Origin of the sequence: Acinetobacter sp. YH12218, assembly GCF_013417925.1 — a bacterium.
GTDB lineage: Bacteria > Pseudomonadota > Gammaproteobacteria > Pseudomonadales > Moraxellaceae > Acinetobacter > Acinetobacter amyesii.
The window spans coordinates 33,597-56,994 of record NZ_VPDB01000010.1 but is presented as its reverse complement, the minus strand read 5'-3'; the positions used below and the strand labels follow the sequence as shown (position 1 = coordinate 56,994).

28 protein-coding genes are annotated in these 23,398 nt (G+C 41.0%); 2 read left to right on the top strand and 26 right to left on the bottom strand.

The window, feature by feature from the left end; genetic code table 11:
- Window positions 1–60: 60 nt before the first annotated feature.
- Entirely contained in the window at window positions 61–1,068 is a 1,008-nt protein-coding gene (locus FTV03_RS04845) for an AraC family transcriptional regulator (RefSeq protein ID WP_111885051.1), read from the bottom strand.
- Between the two features lie 157 nt (window positions 1,069–1,225).
- On the opposite strand from FTV03_RS04845, the gene FTV03_RS04840 reads away from it, so the two are divergent.
- Together FTV03_RS04840 and FTV03_RS04835 are read left to right on the top strand one after the other, a co-directional pair.
- Window positions 1,226–2,755, top strand: coding sequence for an NAD(P)/FAD-dependent oxidoreductase (locus tag FTV03_RS04840; protein WP_180040271.1), 1,530 nt, complete (start codon window positions 1,226–1,228; stop codon window positions 2,753–2,755).
- A gap of 48 nt (window positions 2,756–2,803) precedes the next feature.
- Window positions 2,804–3,712 carry a lysine exporter LysO family protein gene (locus tag FTV03_RS04835; protein WP_180040244.1) on the top strand — a complete coding sequence of 303 codons (909 nt, stop codon included), beginning with the start codon at window positions 2,804–2,806 and terminating at the stop codon, window positions 3,710–3,712.
- Between the two features lie 79 nt (window positions 3,713–3,791).
- Here the strand turns inward: FTV03_RS04835 and pyrF are convergent, their stop codons facing one another.
- The 25 genes from pyrF to FTV03_RS04710 all read right to left on the bottom strand — a co-directional run bounded on the left by pyrF (window position 3,792) and on the right by FTV03_RS04710 (window position 23,379).
- Window positions 3,792–4,472, bottom strand: coding sequence for an orotidine-5'-phosphate decarboxylase (pyrF, locus tag FTV03_RS04830; protein ID WP_180040242.1), 681 nt, complete (start codon window positions 4,470–4,472; stop codon window positions 3,792–3,794).
- A gap of 240 nt (window positions 4,473–4,712) precedes the next feature.
- Window positions 4,713–5,078 carry a lipopolysaccharide assembly protein LapA domain-containing protein gene (locus FTV03_RS04825; RefSeq protein WP_078188931.1) on the bottom strand — a complete coding sequence of 122 codons (366 nt, stop codon included), beginning with the start codon at window positions 5,076–5,078 and terminating at the stop codon, window positions 4,713–4,715.
- A 24-nt stretch (window positions 5,079–5,102) separates the two neighbouring features.
- Window positions 5,103–5,405, bottom strand: coding sequence for an integration host factor subunit beta (locus FTV03_RS04820; protein ID WP_067767464.1), 303 nt, complete (start codon window positions 5,403–5,405; stop codon window positions 5,103–5,105).
- 162 nt (window positions 5,406–5,567) lie between these two features.
- Window positions 5,568–7,247: a 30S ribosomal protein S1 gene (rpsA, locus tag FTV03_RS04815; protein WP_168378903.1), complete on the bottom strand. Its 1,680-nt coding sequence runs from the start codon at window positions 7,245–7,247 to the stop codon at window positions 5,568–5,570.
- Between the two features lie 107 nt (window positions 7,248–7,354).
- Window positions 7,355–8,038 carry a (d)CMP kinase gene (cmk, locus tag FTV03_RS04810; protein WP_168378902.1) on the bottom strand — a complete coding sequence of 228 codons (684 nt, stop codon included), beginning with the start codon at window positions 8,036–8,038 and terminating at the stop codon, window positions 7,355–7,357.
- 17 nt (window positions 8,039–8,055) lie between these two features.
- Complete coding sequence (locus FTV03_RS04805) at window positions 8,056–8,487, bottom strand: SRPBCC family protein (RefSeq protein WP_078188937.1); 432 nt, start codon at window positions 8,485–8,487, stop codon at window positions 8,056–8,058.
- 26 nt (window positions 8,488–8,513) lie between these two features.
- Window positions 8,514–9,065, bottom strand: a complete 552-nt coding sequence (gene tadA, locus FTV03_RS04800) for a tRNA adenosine(34) deaminase TadA (protein WP_078188939.1) — start codon at window positions 9,063–9,065, stop codon at window positions 8,514–8,516.
- A gap of 3 nt (window positions 9,066–9,068) precedes the next feature.
- Entirely contained in the window at window positions 9,069–10,193 is a 1,125-nt protein-coding gene (locus tag FTV03_RS04795) for an enoyl-CoA hydratase/isomerase family protein (RefSeq protein ID WP_180040240.1), read from the bottom strand.
- Entirely contained in the window at window positions 10,190–10,903 is a 714-nt protein-coding gene (ung, locus tag FTV03_RS04790; protein ID WP_180026951.1) for a uracil-DNA glycosylase, read from the bottom strand. Before ung ends, FTV03_RS04795 begins: the two co-directional genes overlap by 4 nt.
- Window positions 10,904–10,939: 36 nt before the next feature.
- Window positions 10,940–11,536 carry a 6-carboxytetrahydropterin synthase gene (locus FTV03_RS04785; RefSeq protein ID WP_180040238.1) on the bottom strand — a complete coding sequence of 199 codons (597 nt, stop codon included), beginning with the start codon at window positions 11,534–11,536 and terminating at the stop codon, window positions 10,940–10,942.
- A 130-nt stretch (window positions 11,537–11,666) separates the two neighbouring features.
- Window positions 11,667–12,614 carry a type II secretion system minor pseudopilin GspK gene (gene gspK / locus FTV03_RS04780; protein WP_180040236.1) on the bottom strand — a complete coding sequence of 316 codons (948 nt, stop codon included), beginning with the start codon at window positions 12,612–12,614 and terminating at the stop codon, window positions 11,667–11,669.
- Between the two features lie 39 nt (window positions 12,615–12,653).
- Window positions 12,654–13,283 carry a type II secretion system minor pseudopilin GspJ gene (gspJ, locus tag FTV03_RS04775; RefSeq protein ID WP_111885090.1) on the bottom strand — a complete coding sequence of 210 codons (630 nt, stop codon included), beginning with the start codon at window positions 13,281–13,283 and terminating at the stop codon, window positions 12,654–12,656.
- Window positions 13,284–13,329: 46 nt separating this feature from the next.
- The gene (gene gspI / locus FTV03_RS04770) at window positions 13,330–13,722 is read right to left on the bottom strand and encodes a type II secretion system minor pseudopilin GspI (protein WP_078188947.1); all 393 of its coding nucleotides are present in this window, start codon (window positions 13,720–13,722) and stop codon (window positions 13,330–13,332) included.
- The gene (locus FTV03_RS04765) at window positions 13,712–14,269 is read right to left on the bottom strand and encodes a type II secretion system protein (RefSeq protein WP_180040234.1); all 558 of its coding nucleotides are present in this window, start codon (window positions 14,267–14,269) and stop codon (window positions 13,712–13,714) included. The genes gspI and FTV03_RS04765 overlap by 11 nt, the downstream gene beginning before the upstream one ends.
- A 9-nt stretch (window positions 14,270–14,278) precedes the next feature.
- On the bottom strand, window positions 14,279–14,893 hold the full coding sequence (locus FTV03_RS04760; protein ID WP_168378896.1) for a TetR/AcrR family transcriptional regulator: 615 nt from the start codon (window positions 14,891–14,893) through the stop codon (window positions 14,279–14,281).
- Between the two features lie 42 nt (window positions 14,894–14,935).
- Window positions 14,936–15,709, bottom strand: coding sequence for a TatD family hydrolase (locus FTV03_RS04755; protein WP_180022528.1), 774 nt, complete (start codon window positions 15,707–15,709; stop codon window positions 14,936–14,938).
- A gap of 31 nt (window positions 15,710–15,740) precedes the next feature.
- Complete coding sequence (locus tag FTV03_RS04750) at window positions 15,741–16,082, bottom strand: PilZ domain-containing protein (protein ID WP_111885061.1); 342 nt, start codon at window positions 16,080–16,082, stop codon at window positions 15,741–15,743.
- Window positions 16,083–16,097: 15 nt separating this feature from the next.
- Window positions 16,098–17,081, bottom strand: coding sequence for a DNA polymerase III subunit delta' (locus tag FTV03_RS04745; RefSeq protein WP_180040232.1), 984 nt, complete (start codon window positions 17,079–17,081; stop codon window positions 16,098–16,100).
- Window positions 17,082–17,094: 13 nt separating this feature from the next.
- A complete protein-coding gene (gene kdsB / locus FTV03_RS04740) occupies window positions 17,095–17,856 on the bottom strand; it encodes a 3-deoxy-manno-octulosonate cytidylyltransferase (protein WP_180007338.1) in 762 nt (253 codons plus the stop codon).
- A gap of 3 nt (window positions 17,857–17,859) precedes the next feature.
- Entirely contained in the window at window positions 17,860–18,873 is a 1,014-nt protein-coding gene (lpxK, locus tag FTV03_RS04735; protein ID WP_168378892.1) for a tetraacyldisaccharide 4'-kinase, read from the bottom strand.
- Window positions 18,874–18,876: 3 nt separating this feature from the next.
- Window positions 18,877–20,604 (bottom strand): lipid A export permease/ATP-binding protein MsbA, encoded by a 1,728-nt coding sequence (gene msbA / locus FTV03_RS04730; RefSeq protein WP_180007340.1) that lies wholly within the window; start codon window positions 20,602–20,604, stop codon window positions 18,877–18,879.
- Window positions 20,604–21,026 carry a biopolymer transporter ExbD gene (locus FTV03_RS04725; RefSeq protein ID WP_180022523.1) on the bottom strand — a complete coding sequence of 141 codons (423 nt, stop codon included), beginning with the start codon at window positions 21,024–21,026 and terminating at the stop codon, window positions 20,604–20,606. The genes msbA and FTV03_RS04725 overlap by 1 nt, the downstream gene beginning before the upstream one ends.
- A 13-nt stretch (window positions 21,027–21,039) precedes the next feature.
- A complete protein-coding gene (locus tag FTV03_RS04720) occupies window positions 21,040–21,681 on the bottom strand; it encodes a MotA/TolQ/ExbB proton channel family protein (protein WP_180040230.1) in 642 nt (213 codons plus the stop codon).
- A gap of 31 nt (window positions 21,682–21,712) precedes the next feature.
- Window positions 21,713–22,600: a ParB/RepB/Spo0J family partition protein gene (locus tag FTV03_RS04715; protein WP_168378888.1), complete on the bottom strand. Its 888-nt coding sequence runs from the start codon at window positions 22,598–22,600 to the stop codon at window positions 21,713–21,715.
- Window positions 22,597–23,379 carry a ParA family protein gene (locus FTV03_RS04710; protein WP_078188958.1) on the bottom strand — a complete coding sequence of 261 codons (783 nt, stop codon included), beginning with the start codon at window positions 23,377–23,379 and terminating at the stop codon, window positions 22,597–22,599. The genes FTV03_RS04715 and FTV03_RS04710 overlap by 4 nt, the downstream gene beginning before the upstream one ends.
- Between the last annotated feature and the right edge of the window lie 19 nt (window positions 23,380–23,398).

The window sequence follows — 23,398 nt, the reverse complement described above, 5'->3', positions numbered from 1 at the left end:
AATGAATTATAACGAAGAATAAACTCGAAGATATAACACTTTGGCAGTAAAGCGCATTGGCTATTTATTATATTGTCTCGGACTATGCCCAAACCAACGTTTAAACGCATGATTAAACGCCGCAGGTTCTGAATAGCCCAGCAATTCTGCAATCATTTCAATTGAATATTCATTATATTCAATCATACGGAGTGCTTTATCTTTAATAATATCTTCACGAATTTGCTTATAACTGGTATTTAACTGTTGCAGTTGATGACGCAAAGTTCTTTCAGGCAAGTTCAACGCTTGAGCAGTTGCTGCCATACTTGGCATCGCACCACTTTGTAATTCCAAATAATCTTGCACACGTTGAACCAATGATGGCGCATCTTCATCGGCGCTTAAACGTTCTAACTCCGCAATACATTTCGACTCATATAATCGAAAAGTAATAATATCTGCGGAAGGGATCCGAATATCTAAAACATCTTCATCAAACCAAAATGCCGCAAATGGCGCACCAAATCGAACTTGAGAGCCATAATAATCAGTAAACATTTTTAATTTTTCAGGATCTTTGGGTTCAGCGAACGGCAAATCAATTTGAACTTGCGGTGTAGATAGCCCCATCATTTTGTACAGATCACGGATGAATTTATACGTTCCAGAAATTTCCGACTGCGCCAATAATGCACCCAGTGGTGCATACACATCTTGCGGTTGATAACATAAGGCCACTTTATGCTGACTGATTTGCAAACTCAAACGCCCAGTTAGATGCGTCAACTGTTGAAAGCGAATTCCCTGATTTAAAGCTTGGCGTAAAGTATCACTGGTGACCAATAACATCAGCAACGGGCCATAACCCGCCAACGTATAATGCTGACCAATAAATAAACCTTGCTCAGGTTCTACATCTTTACCAATGACTTTCAGTACATCCCACTCCAAACTCGGATGAATCACCGAAGTAGGATCGAGTGCATCGACACGCAGCCCGATAGTTTGCAAACGTTGATCGACATCTACGCCTGCTTTACGCATTCCTTGTACTAAATACATCAGGCTTAGAATAGATCGTTTCATAAATCGTAAAATGACATTAAATTTCTTCTTTTTTACTACAAATTTGCAATTATGAACATTGCCGTTTCGATCAATTTTTCTGTCACCTCAATCATATTGTTCTGGTTATGAACTCAAGTATGCTTAGCCTGTAATCTCGCTTGGAATTAAAAAAATGATGCAGGAAGCGCAAACAAAAACAGTGCAAACCCCAAAAGCCAATTCTGAAATACATACACAAATCGCCATCATCGGCGGTGGTTTTGGTGGTATTGCTATGGCGATCCGACTTTTACAACAAGGCAATCAAGATTTTCTGATCCTCGAAAAAGCCAATGATTTTGGTGGAACCTGGCGTGAAAACCGCTACCCTGGCGCTGCCTGCGATGTGCAATCACATATGTATTCACTTTCTTTTGCACCCAAAACAGATTGGTCAAAGCGTTACGCCGAAGCGCCGGAAATATTTGACTATATCCAACATGTCACCCGTGAATATAATTTAAAACAATTCTGTCGCTTTAACAGTGAAGTGCTTTCAAGCCAATACAATGAATCAACCTGCGACTGGCATTTAGAACTCAAAGATGGCGTTAAAATTACCGCTCAATATGTGATTTTTGCATCTGGCCCGTTACATGTCCCACAAATTCCACATATTCCAGGCATTGAAAAATTTAAGGGTAAAGTGTTCCATTCTTCTCAATGGGATCATCAATATCCATTAGCAGGCAAAAAAGTCGCATCGATTGGTACAGGCGGCAGTGCCATCCAATACATTCCAGAAATTGCACCACAAACACAGCAACTTTATGTTTTTCAGCGTACAGCGGCTTGGGTCATTCCACGAGATGAACGTAGTTATCATGGTTTAGAAAAATCATTATTTAAAAAATATGATTGGTTTCGAAAAATTCACCGTGCTCGACTGTATTGGACCAACGAATCACGTGTCGTGCCAATTGTTAAGCCGACCACCATGAAGTATGCGCAAAAACTGGCTGAACTGTATATTAAATACCAAGTCAAAGATGCTGAACTCGCCAAGAAACTAACCCCAAACTACATCATGGGTTGTAAACGCATTTTAATTTCTAATAAATACTTTCCAACCTTTAATAGACCTAATGTGGAATTGGTCAGTGATGCAATACAAGAAATCACTGAAAATGCCATTATTACCAAAGATGGAAAATCCCGTGAAATTGACTGCTTAATCTATGGGACTGGCTTTATTACTGACCCACGTATTTATCTCAAGTCCTTTGAATGTATTGGTGAAAATGCTCAAGAACTCAAACAAGTTTGGCAAGCTGGCGCAGAAAGTTTTTATGGCATTTGCACCAAAGGCTTTCCAAATCTGTTCCAATTATTAGGCCCCAATACCGTACTTGCGCATAATTCAGTGGTATTTATGATTGAGGCACAAGTCGATTACATCTTACAAATGATGCAATTGGTTTCAAAATCTAATGTTCAAGCCATCGCTGTCAAAGATCAGGTGCAAGATCAATTTAACACTCATGTACAAGACATGCTTGATGGCACGGTATGGCAATCAGGCTGCGTGAGCTGGTATCAACAAAATGGCGGTAAAAATTTTGCACTGTGGCCAACTTATACATGGAAATATTGGCTCGCTACTCGAAAAATAAATCCAGCTGATTTTCGACTCCTAAGTAAAACAAAATCTAGTCATGCAGCTTAAGCAATAACAGGTCATAATAGGCAGGTATTCATTATCTGCCTATTTTTTATGCAATCTTTCTGGCTGATTTTCCAGCTCTTGACCTGTTTAGGGCTTGGTTTTATTCTTGCACGTCGCCTACCCACTTGGCTTGAAAAAATCGCCTTTAAACTCCTGCCGTACTTTACTTATATTTTGTTATTTGCGATTGCGATCGAATTTTCTGAAACATTACACACTATTCCAGCACCTCTGCAAATCCTCTCTTCATCAGTACTTATTGCACTATTGACCTCAATGGGTGCTTTTATTTGCTGCTATATTTTGTTTAAGCTTTTAGGCTATAAACCCAGTCATGGCAAAGTGTCCATGCAGTTAGTGACAAGCTCACTCATCAATATTAGCTATGCTTTTATTGCATTAGGTTTAGGTTATGCTTTTGCCGAAATTGCAGCACATTTTAGTCTTCAGCCACATATTAGTACTTGGGATCTACTTTTAGTCTTCATGTTTCTGATTGGGCTTGATCTCGCCTACTCACCGCTCGATCGTTCTTGGTTAAATTGGAAAATTCTACTTGTTCCACTCGGCTGTATCGTCGGTTCACTTTTGGGCGCTTTTGCTGCTGCCTATCTATTGCCACAAATCAGTTTGAAAGATTTGATTATGTTGTCACAAGGCTACGGTTTCTATTCGATGACAGGCATCGTCGTGACTGAATTAAAGAATGCGCATCTAGGCAGTATCGCGCTGATGAATGATTTATTCAGAGAAATTTTTGCGATTGTATTTATGTATATTATTGGCTGGCGCTACCCACGCTCTGCAATTTCATCTGCGGGTGCAACAGCTATGGATGTCACCCTACCCATGGTCAAACAAGCCTGTGGTAATGATTTTATTCCACATGCTATGGTCAGCGGCTTTATCCTTTCTGTACTTGCACCAATATTGGTGAGTATATTGGCGGCTATCTAACCCCTCACCTAAATCCTCTCCCAAAGGCAGAGGACTTTCTCTCTCCCTTTGGGAGAGAGTTAGAGAGAGAAGGTAAATATTAAAGTGTCGCTAAAATATCTTTTAAAGTCTGACGCATATTGTCCGATTTGGTAATCGGACGACCAATCACCAAATGTGTAGAACCATCGAGCATGGCTTGTTTAGGTGTCACAATTCGTTTTTGATCATCAGCAGCAGAACCCGCAGGACGGATACCCGGTGTCACTAAAGCAAACTCAGCACCCAAAGTCTCACGCAGCATTTTTGCTTCTTGTGCCGAACACACTACACCATCTAAACCACTTTCTTTCGTTAAAGTCGCAAGACGTTTCACATGTTCAAAGGGTTCAACATCTAAACCTAAATCCGCAAGATCTTCACGGCCCATCGAGGTTAATACCGTTACTGCAATCAGCTGAGTGTTATAGTTACCCGTCTTTAAACGCTCAACACAGGTTTCCATCATTTTACGACCACCTGAAGCATGAACATTCACCATCCACACACCCATATCCGCAGCTGCACAAACTGCTTGCGCTGTAGTGTTTGGAATATCGTGGAATTTTAGATCTAGAAATACTTCAAAACCTTTATCATGCAATGCCTTAACGACACTTGGACCCTCATGGGTAAATAACTCTTTACCAACCTTAACTCGACATAATGCAGGATCTAACTGCTCTGCAATTGTAAGTGCGTCATATTGGCTTTTAGCATCTAGTGCAACGATGATACTCAAGAGACTTACCCTTCATTTTGACAAAATTAGTGCATTATAAATGGATTCAACTTGATCAGAAAGCTATAAAACTCATGTTATTTGAAATGATTAATTTTAATTGACCTATCTCATTATTTTATTTGAGATAAGCGTTTTATTTTTTCAGCCCATAAAAAAACACCCCGATGATCCACCGGAGTGTTAAATATAAAATTTAAATCTACTCATAAAAGTAGTTAATTTACTTCTAAAACCCAATTATAACGGGTTAGAAGGACGCTCATTCGCATCAATATCTAAAACTGTCTTTTCATGACGCGTATGTGCAGCCGCTTCAGCAGCAGCCAGTTGAGCAGTTTGAATTTGCTCTTTGCGTAGGCGGTCAATATCTTTACGTAGACGTTTAATTTCCCAGTTATTTTGAAATACTCGAAATACTTGCACTGCCAATAAAAGACCTAACACCAAACCTAAAGACAAGGTTAATAGCAATAAAAGCCCTAAACGCATTGCAGGCACTTGTGTAAATAACAAATCGACTGAAAGTTCAGTTCCGTTTTGCAGAACCAAAGCCAATGAGTATCCAAATAGAACCAGTAAAATTACGACCAATACGTAACGCATAAACACCCCTAACAATGTTTTGAATTAGTTTGCAGATTCGTTTACCGCATCACGTAAAGCTTTACCAGGTTTAAAGTGCGGTACAGCTTTTGCTGCAACTTCTACTGATTTACCTGTTTTTGGGTTACGACCCACACGTGGTTCACGGTGATGTAATGCAAAACTACCAAAACCACGGATTTCAATTCGGTTGTCTGTAGATAACGCTTCGATCATTTGATCGATCATTATCTTAACGGCCTCTTCCACTAAGGGTTCAGCTAAGTGTGGGTTTTTAAGAGAAATACGCTCTATTAAGTCAGACTTATTAAGTGCTTCAGTAGTCATCTGCGACCTCTTTAATTATCAAGCTACCTAGGATCAGTTTCCTGATAATAACCTGTTTAAATACAAAACGGTAGCGTAATAATCACTTACTACGCTACCGTTACAGTAATTGTGTAAAAAATATTAATTAATTTACATTAATAATACAATTCAAACACTTACTTAGTGGTTCATTTGAGCTTTGATCAAATCACCAATAGTCTTAGGACCATTGTCTGAAGATGCTGTAGCTGTCTTGTTCAAGTTAGCTACCGCTTCTTTTTCTTCAGCTTCGTCTTTCGCTTTGATAGACAAGTTGATAGAACGTGATTTGCGGTCTACGTTGATGATTTTAGCTTCAACTTCTTGACCAACTTCAAGGAACTTAGTTGCATCTTCAACGCGGTCGCGGTTGATTTCAGATGCTTTAAGAGTCGCTTCAACTTCGTCAGCTAACTTAACAGTAGCGCCTTTAGCGTCAACTGCAGTTACAGTACCTTTAACAAGCGCACCGCGTTCGTTAGCAGCTAAGAAATCGTTGAACGGATCGCTGTTCATTTGTTTGATGCCAAGGCTGATACGGTTGCCTTCAGCGTCTACTGAAAGGATAACCGCTTCAACTGTGTCACCTTTCTTGTAACGACGGATAGCTTCTTCGCCTTGTTCGTTCCAAGAAATGTCAGACAAGTGAACTAGACCATCGATACCGCCTGGTAAACCGATGAAGATACCGAAGTCAGTGATTGACTTGATCGTACCTGAAACTTTTTCACCTTTGTCGTGTTCTTTAGCAAACTCTTCCCATGGGTTAGCACGAGTTTGTTTGATACCAAGAGAAATACGACGACGCTCTTCATCAACTTCAAGAACCATAACGTCAACTTCGTCACCGATCTGAACAACTTTAGATGGGTGGATGTTTTTGTTAGTGTGGTCCATTTCTGAAACGTGTACTAAGCCTTCAACGCCTTCAGCGATTTCAGCGAAGCAACCGTAGTCAGTTAAGTTAGTTACACGAGCTTTAACGATAGAACCTTTAGGGTAACGGTTCATGATCGCTAACCATGGATCTTCGCCTAATTGTTTAAGGCCTAAAGATACGCGGTTACGTTCGCGGTCGAATTTAAGTACTTTAACAGTAACTTCTTGACCAACTTCAACAACTTCTGAAGGGTGCTTGATACGTTTCCAAGCCATGTCAGTGATGTGAAGAAGACCATCAATACCGCCAAGGTCAACGAACGCGCCGTAGTCAGTAAGATTTTTGATAGTACCAGTAACTGTTTGACCTTCTTCAAGCTGAGCAAGAAGAGCTTCACGGTCAGCTGAAGATTCAGCTTCCATAACAGCACGACGAGATACAACAACGTTGTTACGTTTAGCATCAAGTTTGATTACTTTAAATTCTAACTCTTTACCTTCTAAGTGAGTAGTATCACGAATAGGACGAGTATCAACTAAAGAACCTGGAAGGAACGCACGAACTGGACCGATGTCAACAGTGAAACCGCCTTTAACCTTACCAGAGATAACACCAGTAACGATTTCGCCGTCTTCAAAGATTTTTTCAAGTTTAGTCCAAGTTTCAGCACGTTTCGCTTTTTCACGTGATAAAACTGTTTGACCCATACCGTTGTCAAGAGCTTCAACAACTACGTCAACAGTGTCGCCAACTTGAACTTCAAGTTCACGTTGTTCATTTAAGAATTCAGCGCGGTCAACAATACCTTCTGATTTAAGGCCAGTGTCAACTGTTACCCAGTCAGAGTCGATATTTACTACAACGCCTTGGATGACAGCACCCTTTTCAACGTTGAGGTTTAATTCGCTTTCTTCAAAGAGGGCTGCAAAAGATTCGGTCATGATATACCTAGTAAAGTCAGCGGTCTTGGATCAGACAAGGCCGGTTTAATTAAGCGTCTACATAGTCCGTATAAGACTGATCAAGCTATGCTTCTGCTGAAAATTCTTTAGTTTGCTAATTGCTGATCGATGTAATTCGTCATCAGCGTGAATACTTCATCAATACTCAAAGTTGAACTATCAATGAAATAAGCATCTGGCGCAGGCTTGAGTGGAGCGACTGTGCGTTCCATATCTCGCTTATCACGCGCTTCGATATTAGCTAAAATGTCGTTTATTTTAACATCCACACCCATAGCCTGCAACTGATTTACACGGCGCTCTGCACGGGACTGAGCAGAAGCCGTTAAATAAATCTTGGCTTGAGCATTGGGAAAAATCGTAGTTGCCATGTCACGGCCATCTGCAACCAAACCAGGTGCTTGGGCAAAGGCATGCTGACGTTCTAAAAGCGCAGTTCTAAGTGCAGGAATTGCAGCAACTTTTGAGGCAAACTCTCCGACTCTCTCAGTACGGATAACTTTTGAGACATCTTCACCATCTAAAAGCACCGAAACACCTGCTTCATTTGTCACAAATTGTATGTCTAAATTTGTTGCAATTTTTACGCATTCATCGAGCTTTGAGTCTAATGCATCAATTAAGTCTTGCTTATGCAATGACAATCCCAACAGACGATATAACGCACCTGAGTCGAGTAAGTGGAACTGATAATGTGCCGCAATTTTTGCTGCCAATGTTCCTTTACCTGAGCCACTTGGGCCATCAATTGTAATGATTTGAACTGTCATTGCTCTTCCACTTTTGTTTATACGGTTTTTGCAAGTTTTGAAAAACCAATTTTAATCGCTGACTTCAGTTGCGCAAGGATTAATTGACTAACGAATGGCGCACGCGCCTGTAATTCAATCGTATAAGTGACTAAAGTACGCGCAGCATCAATCGCTTCGAATTGAATCACACCCAAATGATGTTTCACCAGTGGGTTTTTAATAATCTTATATTCAATGCGTTGGTTTGGCTCAAGCAAGGTAATTTGCTCTTGTAACGGCTTCACTGGCCCAAAGCCCATACGACGTACAGAACCCACACCATCAGGACGTTCAGGATCTGCAGAATCTTTGACGCGCACCACTTGAATCGGTGCAAAAGCCACGTTATAGGTCGAATGTTTTGAAAGTAAGTCAAAAACCTGCTCGACTGGTGCATTAAATTCTTTTTTTACTTGGATCGATTTCATGGTGTACCCTATTTTATTTGACAATATTAATTGTCAGTAGAGTTTACTTGATTTTTTAAATTAAGTTCAGTCAAAGTGGCTTTTTCCTGTAACTTCATCAGTCGTTTTTGTTCACGACGCATTTTAAAAAAATCACTTAATTGTTGGGAGCATTGCTCTTGTAGGCAACCATGCTCAAACTCAAAGATATGGTTATAGTAGCCTGAATTTAATAATTGACGCGAACTGACCAAAGAACCTGCTTTAGGCTCAGTCGTCGCAAATACCACACGTTTAATTCTCGAATGTACCAAAGCACCCACACACATTGTGCATGGCTCCAATGTTACATATAAGGTTGCATCATCGGGTAAACGGTAATTATCGATATTTAAACAAGCTTGACGCAAAGCTTGTACTTCCGCATGTGCGGTGGGATCTTTCAGAGAAATCGGCGCATTAAACCCTGCACCTATGACTTGATTTTGACTCACAATGACTGCGCCTACAGGAATTTCTTGCAATTCGGCAGCTTGTGCAGCCTGCTCGAAAGCAAGCTGCATCCAATGTTCATCACTATATAAGTTTGGTTCAGACATCAATTAATAAATTACACCATACTGTCTTAACAGTGCATTCCAACTGTCAATATTGGTTACAGGAGGCTCATCAGCCAGAATTCCTTTGAGGGAAAGATCTGTACCTTTTTTCCATTCTGGAGACAGGTCTTTATCGACTAGACGGGCGCGCACACCTTCAACAAAGTCCGCGTGACGAATTTTCCAATCCGAAATTTGGGTTTCTAGCTCAAACACTTCATTCCAAGAATGCACTTGCTTGCCCCACTGCCACAACAACCATGTTAATGCGGCGGTTGCAGGTGAACCTTTTTGTAGATTTTCACTGGCTTGGCGTAACCAATCACTGCGCGCATCACTTAAACCAATAATTGATTCATAGTCATGTTCAAAATTATGCCCACGGCACACACTTTGAATCACATCTAACGAGTTTTGTAATGGCCCCGGCCCCACAGAACGATGCATACTATTTAAAGTGTCATCAATGGCACGAAAATCGCCCGCTGGATAATGATCCCAATCAATATTAATGACAGTTTCAAGTACATTATCACGCTGAGCATCACAAATATGCGTTGCCCAGCCGATACCATAAGCACCAGCTGCGGTCATAATCGAGCCAGTTAACCCAGTAAACAATCCAATGGCACCACGGTCAGCGAGGAAACGCGTCGCACCAACATCTGGATACAAACCGATATTAATCTCAGGCATTGCTAAACGTGAATAAGGTGTCACCAAACGGAAAGGTGCAGCCATAAATAGACCTAAACCACCTCCCATGACATAACCTTCGCCCCAAACCAAAATCGGCTTTGCATAGTTATGCAGCAGCAAATCTAGGGCATATTCTTGTTCAAAGAATTTATTCGCCGTTTCAACTTCATCATTGACCACCAATTGTCGCAATTTGCGTACATCGCCACCTGCACAAAATGCTTTCGGCGTAGTGGAATCTAACCAAATCGCTTTTACTGCATCATCGTGTTGAAAGTCCTGAAAGACTTCAAGCAACGCTGTACAGATAGATTCATCTAATGCATGAAGCGATTTTGGGCGATTCAGGCGAACAATGCGCCAGCCCTTTTTCGCTTCTTCAACAATCAGATCTGGGTGATAATTTTTTGAAACGGGAGAATAAGTCATGCGTCCAGCTGCCAGTCTATTGGCTCAATGCCATTTTGTTTAAGATAATTATTACTTTTTGAGAACACCTTACAACCAAAAAAACCACCGCGGTTTGCAGCCAAAGGTGATGGATGCGCGGCTTTTAGCACCAAGTGCTTATTTTGGTCAATGCGTTGTCCCTTACGCTGTGCATATGCCCCCCATAAAATAAAGACAATATGCTCACGTTGTTCATTTAAAACATCAATCACATGGTCTGTAAAATCTTCCCAGCCACGTTTTTGATGTGAAGTTGGTTGCCCAGCCTCAACAGTCAGTACCGCATTTAAAAGCAAAACACCTTGTTCTGCCCAGCGTGTTAAGTCCCCATGTTTTGACACAGGTACCCCAAGGTCGGTATTTAACTCATGGAAAATATTACGTAAAGAAGGTGGTAATGCAACCCCCTTTTGTACCGAAAAACTCAAGCCATGTGCCTGATTTGGCCCATGATAAGGGTCTTGGCCTAAAATCACCACCTTTACATTCGCCATAGGCGTCGTATTTAAGGCATTAAAAATCAGCGGATTCGGAGGATAAATCACTTTATCCTGTTTCATTTGTTGTATCAGAAAGTCTTTTAACTCATCCATGCGGGGGCTAAGCAGAAACTCACTTAGACCATATTTCCAGCTAGCATCAAGCTGCACTTTAGCGAGTTTTGCTTGTTGCTCTTCTGTTAAAGACATCACTGTTAACCAATCCTAATAAAACCAAATATTTACTTAAATTTTAACTTGTAAATCAACTGCAGGGTTTAAAAATTTTTGACCCTGTTTTAATTTTTCATACATCTGGGTATCGTTCCATTCCGATTGAACCTGTTCGGAAAAGACGATTTGATCTAACTGCAAGAGCCCCATTTGTACATTATCGATATCTTCTAAAAAGCTTTGCGCATAGCCTGTGTCCGTCTCATGTACGATCACAGAATACACTTCAACATCACCCTCACCATTTTGAGTTTTTGTTGATTTTAGAACTTGTTGTGCCAAGTAAAAGAAGATCCGTGAAAACTGTTCTGCTGAAGGCGATACGGGTAGTTCAACCCACCGTGCGCTGAACTGTTTGCAGGCACGAATGTACTCGGCATCATCATGTTGCCAAAAACAAATCGCGTGATCAAAACTATCAAATAAGTCTTTAATTACCCCTTTGAGCAAACCGAAATCGTAAACCATTTGTCCATGGTCAAGTTTCGACGCTTTGAGTAATAATTCGACTTTATAACTGTGTCCATGAATGGAACGTTTGCAACGGTCTGACGTGCAATTACGCACGATATGCGCGTTTTCAAACTTAAATAACTTACGAATTAACATGTGTCGTAATGCAATCAAATAATCTATGGGTTCTTAGAGATTATAATGCAAAAGTCTAACAAGAGGCATTAATTTTGCTGTTCAGCACAATTGGGAAAAGGCATCATGAAAATTTAGCGATATTTAAGACCTAAAATGGTGCCATACTGCGAAAAGCCACATATACATCTTTATCTTTTCGCACTAACTCACTGGTAAATTGACGCTTTCTTTCATTTAAAATAATTTCAATTTGCGCTTTAAAATAGTTCGACTGCACACCCAATTGTGAATTTAAAACTTCCCTATTTTCTGTGCTCACCTGTGCAAATGGCTCCATTGCCCATAAATCATTGATATTTTCGAAATGTTCAAATTTGGCTGCTTTTTGTTGCAAAGCTTGTTCAACTGCATTGACATCTAAACGATCATCCAAGGTCGCTAACAAAAATGCAGGAGCGGTATTAATGTTTACCGTTGTTTCATGCGAAGGTAAGCTACTCACATAAGGCGCAATTAGTTTATATTGAGCACCGTCAAAACCACGGACTGATTTCAGCTCTTCCACACTATGGAATTTTGCATTTGGCGGTAGTGCCGCATTATTTAAACCACGATAATACGCCAGCTCTGCTCCCATTGGGCCAGAGGTCTCATCATCTTCATCTTGCCAGTCAATCACGGCTTGACTTAATTCTGCGGGTAAACCAACACGCTGCAATATTTTCTCAAACCATAATTTTGCTTTGTCATTTACCACACCCTCTTCTGAAACCAAACTATTGAGGTTAAATTTTCCAGATTCGTCTTGCAGCACACCTGCAACAGTTCCACCTTCCACTGGAAAGGCGGGCATAGGCTGAGCCCAATTTTCTTGGAGGTGATCCACCTGCCCTGCATTTTCGGCATCATTTACTAAAAGTTCAGCAAAAAATGCTTCGGCACTTTTCGCATATAACAACGACTGATTTTGGCGCATCACATAAGCGGTATTTTCAGAAGTATGGGCTTGTTGTTTTGCGATACCTGCTGCAACTATGGTTGCCAAAGCTACCATCATCAGGATAGTTAACAAAGCGATACCACGTTGCTGTTTCATACGCAACTCCGAACTTCAAATGACTCTACTACCTGACCGCTAACCATTCTTATTTTTATCCAATAAAAAATCAGTATTTAACAAACTGAATAACCATTCGTAGTTTGTCCCATCCACTGTGAGCTGCATCCTGATACCCCGCGGTAACAGTTGAATGGTTTTTTCATTATTCAAATCAGCGGCAGCATCTGGCCAATTCTCTAACTCATTTGGATTGAGTACCGTGATTTTATATTGTTCAACATTATCCAGTAAAACACTCGAATCTGGCTGATCATGCCCCGTTTGGTTGAGATTTTTAAATTTTAGCCGATACAATTTTTTTTCATCAGCTTTGTATTGATATTCCACTCGCTCGTCAGGTGCAATGCCCTGATTTAATGGATCAGTGACACCTGTCTTACTGAAATTAAATCGGCCATTTTGCAATACTAACGCTGGTTGAATATCTCCATTAATATTGGCAGTTAAGGGCACAGCTTGTACTGTGTCTCTGAGAATTTGCTGATGGGCATCTTGCAACTGACTAAGCCTTGCCTCATGGGTTGCGTTTCGTTCCTTCACTTTCGAGACATAATCAAAAACCTTCCAACCCAAAGCAGACAGCACTGCGAAAATAGCAATCGCAACCAAAAGTTCAACTAAGGTAAATCCTGCTTGATTCTTCATTCCTTGCTGCACAAGCACAGGCATATCTTGAGATGTACGTTTTTTTCTAGTTATTATTTTCATCCAACGGAGCCTTATAGTTAAAGAACACTAAACTACTAATCCCTGCTTCTACATCCCCAGTTTCAGCATTCATCAAACTCACTTGGATATCAATCCGTTGTACATTTGGACTAATGGTGGCTTGGGCTTTTTTGTCAATTTGCCATTGTTCGCCTTGTTCAGTGACTTGTTTAGATGCAGTACCTGTCATCCATTCACGATTGATTTCCATCTTAGCGATTTCATTCAGCGCGACAAATTGTGCTTTATTTCTTAAAATTGCGTGTGCTGTCGACTGTGTATACTGCATCGCAACATTAGACAAAGCCATTGCCGCAGTCGCAAAAATCGCCAATGCCACCATGACTTCAAGTAGCGTAAACCCTTTAGCCCGCATTGACTTTCCCTAAATGATCAATTTCGATTTCATTGCCAATGGGACGTTCTTCAAAATAAAACTGTATACGCACAGGCTTCACTTCCCCATTACCTAACCAAATCAACTTGGGTGCATTGGTATTTAACAAATCATCATTATTGGCATTTTCATACTGCTGGTCTAAAGGCTGAATCGTAAAAGAGACATTTTCAGGTAATACTCGGATTTCAAAGTTTTTATAGTTTTGCCATTTATTGTTCTGATTTAAAATACTATTTTCTACACGTTTTTGTTCTGGTAAATATTCTTGTACCGCATAGCTTTGCGTGTTGACATCCGTTCCAGCTTTTTGCTGTAAGGCCAATATCAAAGCTTGATCATTTGCATCACGTAATATTCGTTTCAGATCCATTACAAACACTTCGCGTGCTTGCATGGCTTTGCGTTGATCTGTTCCACCGATATTCAAAAGCACCAATGAGGCCATGATGCCCATAATCACAATCACCACCATCAATTCTACGAGGGTGAAGCCACGAACCAATGATGGTGATGCTATTTTCATAAGCAGCCTTTAAGCGAATTGAGCAACCGCATGCACTTGTTTTGGTAAGGCCAAGGCTTGATCAATATAAGCAACCCGCAAGGTGTCTCTTGAACCCAAATAACGCTGATAAAAACTAGAGTTCAAAATTGCTGCAGCACCATGTGTAAGTGACCAAATCGAAGCAAGATAATCACGTACTGGCATGCTACTTTGAATCGACTCCAAGTAACGCTCAGTCATACGAATGATCAATCGTAGGCGTTGTTTGCGCACTTGATATAGTTCACTAAACAAGTGCTGAATACCCACACCCGTTGTCGATAAACGCTCTTCAATTTGGTGAAACAACACTGTACGTTCTGGGTGATGTAAGTGATGCAACATAAAGAAAGCAAGGTGTTCAGGAAAAGCTTTATCGGTGTCTTTAATCATTTCCAATAACATGCGTTCATTACGAATAATGAGCAACATATATAGTTCATCTTTACTTTGAAAATGTTTATATAACGTCCCTTTTGCCAAGTCGAGTTCTGCCGCTAGCGCATCTAGTGTCATCCCTGCTTCGCCATTTTCCAATAGCAGCTGCTCTGCCACTTGGAAAATTAATGCCTCTCTTGCTCTAAACTGAGCTTGACGATCCATCTTCACCCTATACTCTCTTACTCTTATATCAATTCAAATTATTTACTTAAGATTGAGGAGATTTTCAAAGTTTTGCATTGTAATGAAAGCCATCTCTTCAATTGACTTATCATATACATCACTTAAGGCTTTGGCTACATAAGGAACGTATTTTGGTTCATTAGACTTTCCTCTATAGGGCATCGGTGCAAGGTATGGGCTATCTGTTTCAATCAGCACGCGATCCAGTGGCACTTGCTTGGCCACATCACGCAAATCTTGTGCATTTTTAAAAGAAACAATGCCTGAAAATGACACGTAATAACCACAATCTAAGACAGCTTTTGCCGTTTCCCAATCTTCAGTAAAACAATGCAAAATACCGTGAGTAGATTTCTCTGCACGGATAATATCCACCGTATCATGCTTTGCAGAACGAGTATGTACAACCACCGGTTTTTTCACGGCTTGCGATGCGCGAATATGGCGGGCAAAACATTCTTTTTGCTCTGCAACAAAGTCGGTACTATGAAAATAGTCCAGCCCTGTTTCACCAATCGCCCAAACCTTTTCAGGTTGTGCTAATTCAATGAGATATTCTTCTGTTGCCCGAGCCATCGTTGCAGGATCTTCACATGGGTGTACCCCAACGGAATAACCCACATCGGCATGACGTGAAGCAATTTTTGAAAGTTCGATATGGTCATCTAGATCAACCGAGATACTCATAAATTTTGAGACCCCGGCTTGACGAGCCTGATCCAATGCAAGATCTAAATTACCCTCATAAGGGCTTAAGTCAAGCATGGTTAAATGGCAATGGGTATCTACAAACACAATATGTACCTACAAGTCTTCACTGTTGTAACTACATAGTGTAACTTCTACGCCCCTCAGATTTAAGCCCTGCAAGTAAACGTTCTGCTTCTGTTTTGAAATAAACGCCTTTTTCGCCGCTTAATTGAATTCCAAAGCCTTGTGGTTTAATGCCATTTTGCTTTTGCGAAATCCAAATCACTTTTCCTGTCAAAGGAATTTTTATACTTTGTTCAGGCAAAGTCGCCAATAAGAAAACCTCATCACCCATTTTCACAGCTTGCTTTGATGGTACAAATAAACCGCCACCAACGACATAAGGCATGTAGCTCGCAAAAAGTGTTTCCACATCTGGAATATTAGCGTGAACGATCCCGCCCATACGTGGTTGCATGATGTTTCCCCTTAATTAAACATTCATCAGTTTGATGCAAAGCTCATCTACGACCAGATTCCCCTGTACGTTCTGCTCGATGAACCGCTTAGACTGCTGTAATTCTGTATAAATCCCAAAGAGTGTTTCGAGCGAATATTGCTCTGCCAACACCCCAAAATCCAAATCTATATTTTTTATGGATTGATTTAGCTTGACACAAATTATATCGGACAACAAGTATTCAAACATTTGACTAAAATCACTAAAACTCAGAGCTTTATTCCACTTGGTCGCAATTGCCATCGGCATATTTTTTTGTGTCACAAGTTTTTGCCAATCTTGTAGAAACTCTTGGCGCATATTTAGCCATTCACTACTTGCCAATGAAATCGCTTGTAATGGCATTTGACTAGCTAAGTTCATGAGAACTTTGCGCTGGGTTTCACCACTATCGGGCAAATGCTGCTGTAAATATTGCTGTGATTGTTCCGGTTCAATACGATCCAATGCATAGTGCTGCATTCGACTGCGAATGGTTGCCGGCAATTTCAAATAATGCTCTGCCAATAACATAATCACAATCCGCTCGCCCGGCTCTTCCAATGTTTTCAGCAATGCATTTGATGATGCAATGTTTAATGCTTCAGCAGGCTCAATCAACACAACTCGCCAACCGTCTACGGTTTGCTGTACAAAAGGCAATAAATCACGAATTTTCTCGATTTTAATTTTGGCGTTTTGCTTTTTATTGTCTTCATCTGTACTGATATGGACAAAATTTGGATTTGTATCTGACTTTAACCACTGGCAACTCCCGCACTCACCACACGGCTCAGTTCGCTCATCACGTTTTTGACACAGCACCCATGCAAGAAATTGTTTTGCAAATGCCTCTTTACCACAGCCTTTTTTGCCATACAAAAGCACGCCATGTCCCAATTGTGGAAAACGGCTGGTTAATGTATTCCATGTATTTTTCTGCCAAGGGTACACTTGCGCCACAATTTCATTTTGCATAAATCGTTTAACCTTATTCGAAGTTCGAAACATCCATTTGGTTCAAACGATCAAGGTCAGCTTGAGTATCTACGCCCGGTGGAAGGTTCGCTTCTGCCACAGCAATGGCAATACGGTGACCATTTTCCAAAACGCGTAATTGTTCAAGGCTTTCTAATTTTTCCAGCACACCCATATCCCAAGTGACATATTCTTGTAGGAGTTTTACGCGGTATGCATATAGGCCTAAATGACGATAAGCCTGATCATGCAAGGTTTGTTCAGCTTGCTTTGCACCATCACGGTCATAAGGAATAGTCGCACGGCTAAAATACAGCGCTTGATTGTGCTTTGACATCACCACTTTGACGATACTGTCACGTTGAAACTCATCTAGACTATGAATCGGCTCACAGAGCGTCGACATCGAACATGTCGGTTGATCAACAAGTAATTGTGCAACTTGTTTTACCAATTGAGCGGGAAGCAAAGGTTCATCACCTTGCACATTGACAATAATGTCATCACTCGCCCAACCTTTGATGCATGCAACTTCACTTAAACGATCTGTCCCTGATGGATGCTCTGCAGAGGTCAGTACCACATCAACCCCTTCTGCACGACACACTGCTGCAATACGTTCATCATCTGTAGCGACACAAAGATCATCGAATCCTGCAACTTTTTTGGCTTGATCGACCACACGTAAAATCATCGGACGACCATGAATTTCAAGTAAAGGCTTACCCGGTAAACGTGAACTTGAAAAACGTGCAGGAATAACAATATGTTTCATAAATTAAATGCCTTCGGGAAGTTTCAGACCCAGTTTTTTCAACTGCGCATGCAAAGTTTCATAACACGCAGGTGACAACACTGCATCTACAGGAACAACCCATATTTCTCTTTTAAAATCTGGATTATTTTTGAGGATCGCTAAAATTTTAACTGCATCTTTTTCAGTGGTAATGATGGGATTGGCATCTTCAAATTGCAAATCACTCAGTTCATATTCATAATGATCTGGGAATTCATGACATTGAAATTGATGAATCCCCATGTTTTCTAGGGTTTTATAAAATCGTTGCGGAAAACCGATACCCACTACGGCATAAAAATCTTTATTTGCATCAAATGTCGTCACAAGATCTTTATTGAGCAAATAAGGCTGCGCCGCTTCTAGGTGCATATTCAGTGGAGAACTTGGATCTGCTGAATGCTCAATGACCGTTCCACTGGCAAGGCGCTTTTTCGGTTCACGCAAATAACCTTCAGGTAATAATTTTTCATTGCCTAAACCACGGTTATTATCCAGTACGATCCACTCCAACTGGCGTTGAAGCGCCCAATGCTGCAAACCATCATCACAGATAATCAAATCCAATTCATGCTTAGATAGCAGCAACTCAATACTTTGTTGGCGATTTGGACCGACCGCCATCGGCACACCTGTAGACTGAACGATTAAGCTCGGTTCATCACCCACGATTTCAGCCGTCGAATCTAAATCCACATAGGCCGGAAATGGTCCTTGACCACCATAGCCACGACTGATCACACCAACACGCAGCTTTAAGCTATTTAAATAACTAACCAAGTGAATGAGCAAAGGGGTTTTACCACTTCCACCGACTGTGATGTTACCAATGACCATGACTGGAATGGGCGCTTTATAGCTTTGCTTAATACCTGATTGATAGAGTTTTTTATTGAGTAAAAAGCCGCCACGATAAAGCCATGACAAAGGTCTAAACACAACGAGCCACTTTGCCTGTTCATTCCAAGCATCCTGAATCAATTGTGTAAAAGACATGACTTAATTTTCCTCAAAATTACGCTGATGAAGTTGGTAATATGCACCACGTTGTGCCATCAATTCCGTATGCGAACCTTGTTCAATAATACGCCCTTTATCCATCACCACAATACAGTCTGCATTTTCAATGGTCGATAAACGATGCGCAATCACGATCGTAGTACGATCTTGCATCGCAGCGTCAAATGCTTGCTGAATGAAAAATTCAGATTCGTTATCTAGCGCACTGGTCGCTTCATCTAAAATTAAGATCGGTGCATTTTTCAAAATCGCACGAGCAATTGCAATCCGTTGACGTTGTCCACCAGATAGATTTAAACCTTGGGCACCCAATGGTGTGTCATAACCTTGCGGTAAGTCCATAATAAAATCATGTGCAAATGCAGCTTTGGCAGCAGCAATGACTTGTTCATCTGTTGCATGCTCGAGCTGACCATAAGCAATATTTTCACGCACAGTACGGTTAAACAAAACCACTTGCTGATTGACCATCGAAATCTGAGTACGCAAGCTATTGAGCTCTATGTCGTGAATATCATGCTGATCAAGCAACAATTGGCCTGAGGATACCTCTTGGTAACGCACCAACAGATTGACCAGTGAGGTTTTACCTGCACCTGAACGCCCAACCAATGCAACAGTTTGCCCTGCATTCACTTTTAAATTGAAGTCATGAATCGCATGGTGACCATCGGCATAGATCAAATTAACATTTTTAAATTCGACATCACCTTTCAAAGCAGGCTTCAGCGTGCCGTTATTTACTTCTTCAGGCATATCAAGCAATTCAAAAACTGAATAAGCTGCTGCCATGCCTCGTTGTAGTTTTTCATTGACATCCGTTAAGGTTTTAATCGGCTTACTCAGCATACCTGCGGCAGTGATATACGCTACAAACTCACCCGCTGTTGTATCTTGTAAAATCTCAGGGCGTAGCGCGATATACATCACGATACTGAGCGCGATCGACATAATCAGCTGAACAATTGGGCTATTGAGTTGCTGCACCACAACCATTTTTAAGCCGCGGCGTAAGTTCTCCATTGAGCTTTCATAAAAACGTTTTTGTTCATAATCTTGCCCTGCAAAGCCCTTCACTACCAAGTTGCCTTGTACTGTCTCTTGCACCACATGGTTAACGTCACCCATGGTACTTTGTACTTGCATGGATAATTTACGCATGCGTTTCGACGCTTTCCGAATGATCAGCCCAATAATTGGGCCAAAAATTAAAATACATAGAGTTAAACGCCAGTTGGTATAGAGCAAATAACCCAATAATGCGATGGTAATCAGACCCTGTTGTACAATCGTTTTCAGTGACTCAGATGATGCTGCCGTCAACTGTTCAACGTTATACATAATTTTTGCAGTGATATGACCGCTCGAATTATCTAAATAATATTGCGAAGGCAAACGCATGAGTTTTGCGAACACTTGCTGACGAATATTAAAGATTAAGTTTCGAGAAATCACTGCGGTAAAATATCCCCCCATGAACAAACCGAGTCCACGGAAGAACATCAATAAAACCACCAAGAGTGGAAATAAGGTTGTAAAGCTTTGATCTTTGTTTTGAATGGCTTCAATAATGCGTTCCAATAATTTTGCGACAGAAACTTCTGTCGCAGCATTAATACCGAAACCAAGCAAAACCAGCAGGCCGATTCCCCAAAAAGGTTTTAAATAACTTAATAGGCGTAAATAGACCTTAAAATCGTGCTTCACTAATAACCTCGAGTTGGAACTTTGGTACTGATGTTGATATTCACAAATCCAAGTTGACCTGCAACATCCATCACCCGAATCACATCTTGATGTGTTGCTTTTGCATCTGCGGCAATCACAAACATTAAATCACGACGATCATTGGCTGTCTGTTTAATTGCAGTATTCAAATCAGAGACTTCTTTACTGGCCAATGACTGACCATTGACAGAATAATGGCCTGATGAATCCACCACAACTTCAATTTTTTGATCATAGTTTTTAGGTGGAACACCTTGTGCATCTGGCAAAGTGAGGTTCATTCGACTCATCTGATTAAAGGTAGTCGAGAGCAACAAGAACACCAAAATGAACATCAAACAGTCAATCATCGGTGTGAGGTTGATATGAATATCTTCAACCTGACGACGTTTAAATTTCATGCGCAGTCTCCACTCAGCTGGCTTTCTGAATGTCCTGACTTTCTACTTCAGGTGTTTTTTTATAAAACAAAGCGGCATGAAACAATGTCGACTGCTGTTCTAACTCAGCCACATATTCCTGAACCAAACGTTGGAAATAGCGATGCGCAAATAATGCAGGCACAGCAATTAACATACCGGCAGCAGTGGTAATCAAGGCTTTAGAAATACCCGGCATCATCAACACTGGATCACTATTGGTACCAATATCAATTATTAAGAATGCTTCAATAATACCGATCACCGTACCCAACAAACCTAGTAACGGTGCAACAGCGCTTAAGGTGCCCAAAAAGTTGATATTTTTTTCTAAATAACCAATTTCTTGTGACGCTGTGACTTCCATTTGCGCACGTGCATATTGCTCGTTTTGATCTTTACTGGCAAAACCTGCATCCAAGACACGACCCAATGTACTTTGCTGTAAAGTTGGACTTTGCTTTAGCTGCTGCACCACATCTTTCACTGATGTGTTCACATTCATCATCAAGTCTTTTGGCAACACCATTGATTTTTTTAAACGAATAAAACGCTCAATGGTAATGGCTACCGTAAAGATCGAACAAATGACGAGCGGGATCATTAACCACCCGCCCGCTTTGACTAATTCCCACATTTGATTTTCCCCAATAAATCGAATTTAAAAATTATTCAGCTAGACAAATATTTAAAATGCCATCTAGCTCTTCAAGAGTATGGTAGCTAATCACCAGCTTGCCTTTCCCTTGTTTATTATGATCAATTTTCACATCTGCACTGAAACGATCAGAGAGACGTTGTGTCAGTTGCTGAATGTCTGATGAAACACTTGGTTTAGCTTTTTGTTGTTTTGGTGCATTCAAATCACGAACAAATTGTTCGGTTTGACGTACAGACATACTTTTTTCAATCACCATTTCAGCAACTTTAAGCTGATCTTTGGCTTTTAACGTCAAGATCGCACGTGCATGCCCCATATCGAGCAAACCTTGCTGCATAAAGTCTTTGACTTGATCCGCTAAAGACAAGAGGCGTAGCAAGTTACTAATCGTGGTACGTGCTTTACCGACCGTATCGGCAATCTCTTGATGACTTAAACCGAACTCGTCATGGAAGCGTTGTAAAGCCATGGCTTGATCGATTGGGTTCAAATCTTGACGTTGAATGTTTTCAATCAATGCCAAGGCAATTGCCACTTGGTCACTCAAGTCACGAACAATGGCTGGAACTTCGGTTAAACCTGCAAGCTGAGCCGCACGCCAACGACGCTCACCTGCAATAATTTCGTAGGGATGCTTTTCATCTTCTACAGGACGAATCACGATTGGCTGCATGACGCCATGCTTTTCAATCGATGCAGCAAGTTCTTGTAAATCTTGTTCTTTAATGAAACGACGCGGTTGATACTCACCACGTTTCAATAAATGCACATCAATTTGTTTTAACTGTCCATGATCTAAAGCTTTTGCTTCGAGCTGTAGTTTTTCTTTTTGGATTGAGCCGAGTAAGGCATCCAGACCACGACCTTTAGCCAGTCCGCGTTTTTTTACGGTCATGCTTTAGTTCCTTTTTTTACTTTGGTTTTTTTCAACATCTCAGCTGCCAAGTTCAAATAAGCAACTGCACCCTTCGAGCTTTTTTCAAAATAAATCACTGGTAAACCGTGCGCAGGCGCTTCAGCCAAACGAATATTACGCGGAATGACCGTGTCATAAAGTTTCTGACCGAAGTATTGTTCAAGCTCAGCAGACACATCACGTGTTAAGGCATTACGCGCATCGTACATGGTACGAAGCACACCCACGATCTCTAGATCTGGGTTTAAAGCTTGCTGAATACGGTCAATGGTTTGGGTTAGGTCAGCCAAACCTTCTAGGGCATAATATTCACACTGCATTGGAATCAGCACAGCACGTACCGCTGCAAGTGCATTGACAGTGATCAAACTTAAACTTGGTGCACAATCGACAATAATATAGTCGAAGTCTTTTTCGACGCTTGCCAATGCTTCACGTAAAATAAACTCACGACCGTCTTGATCTGCAATTGCAAGCTCAACGCCAGCTAAGTCACGGTTTGCACCTAAAACCTTATAGCCCACTTCCGCTTTATAAATAGCGGTTTCAATCGGCACTTCGCCGAGTAAGACATCTGTGACTGAATACAGCAAATCATTTTTTTGAATGCCCGAACCCATCGTGGCATTGCCTTGTGAATCCATGTCCACAAGTAAAACTCGTTTTTTTAATATGGCTAAAGATGCAGCCAAGTTCACAGCCGTTGTGGTTTTACCTACGCCACCCTTTTGGTTTGCAATCGCAATAATTTGAGCCATGGTAACCCCAGTCCTTTGA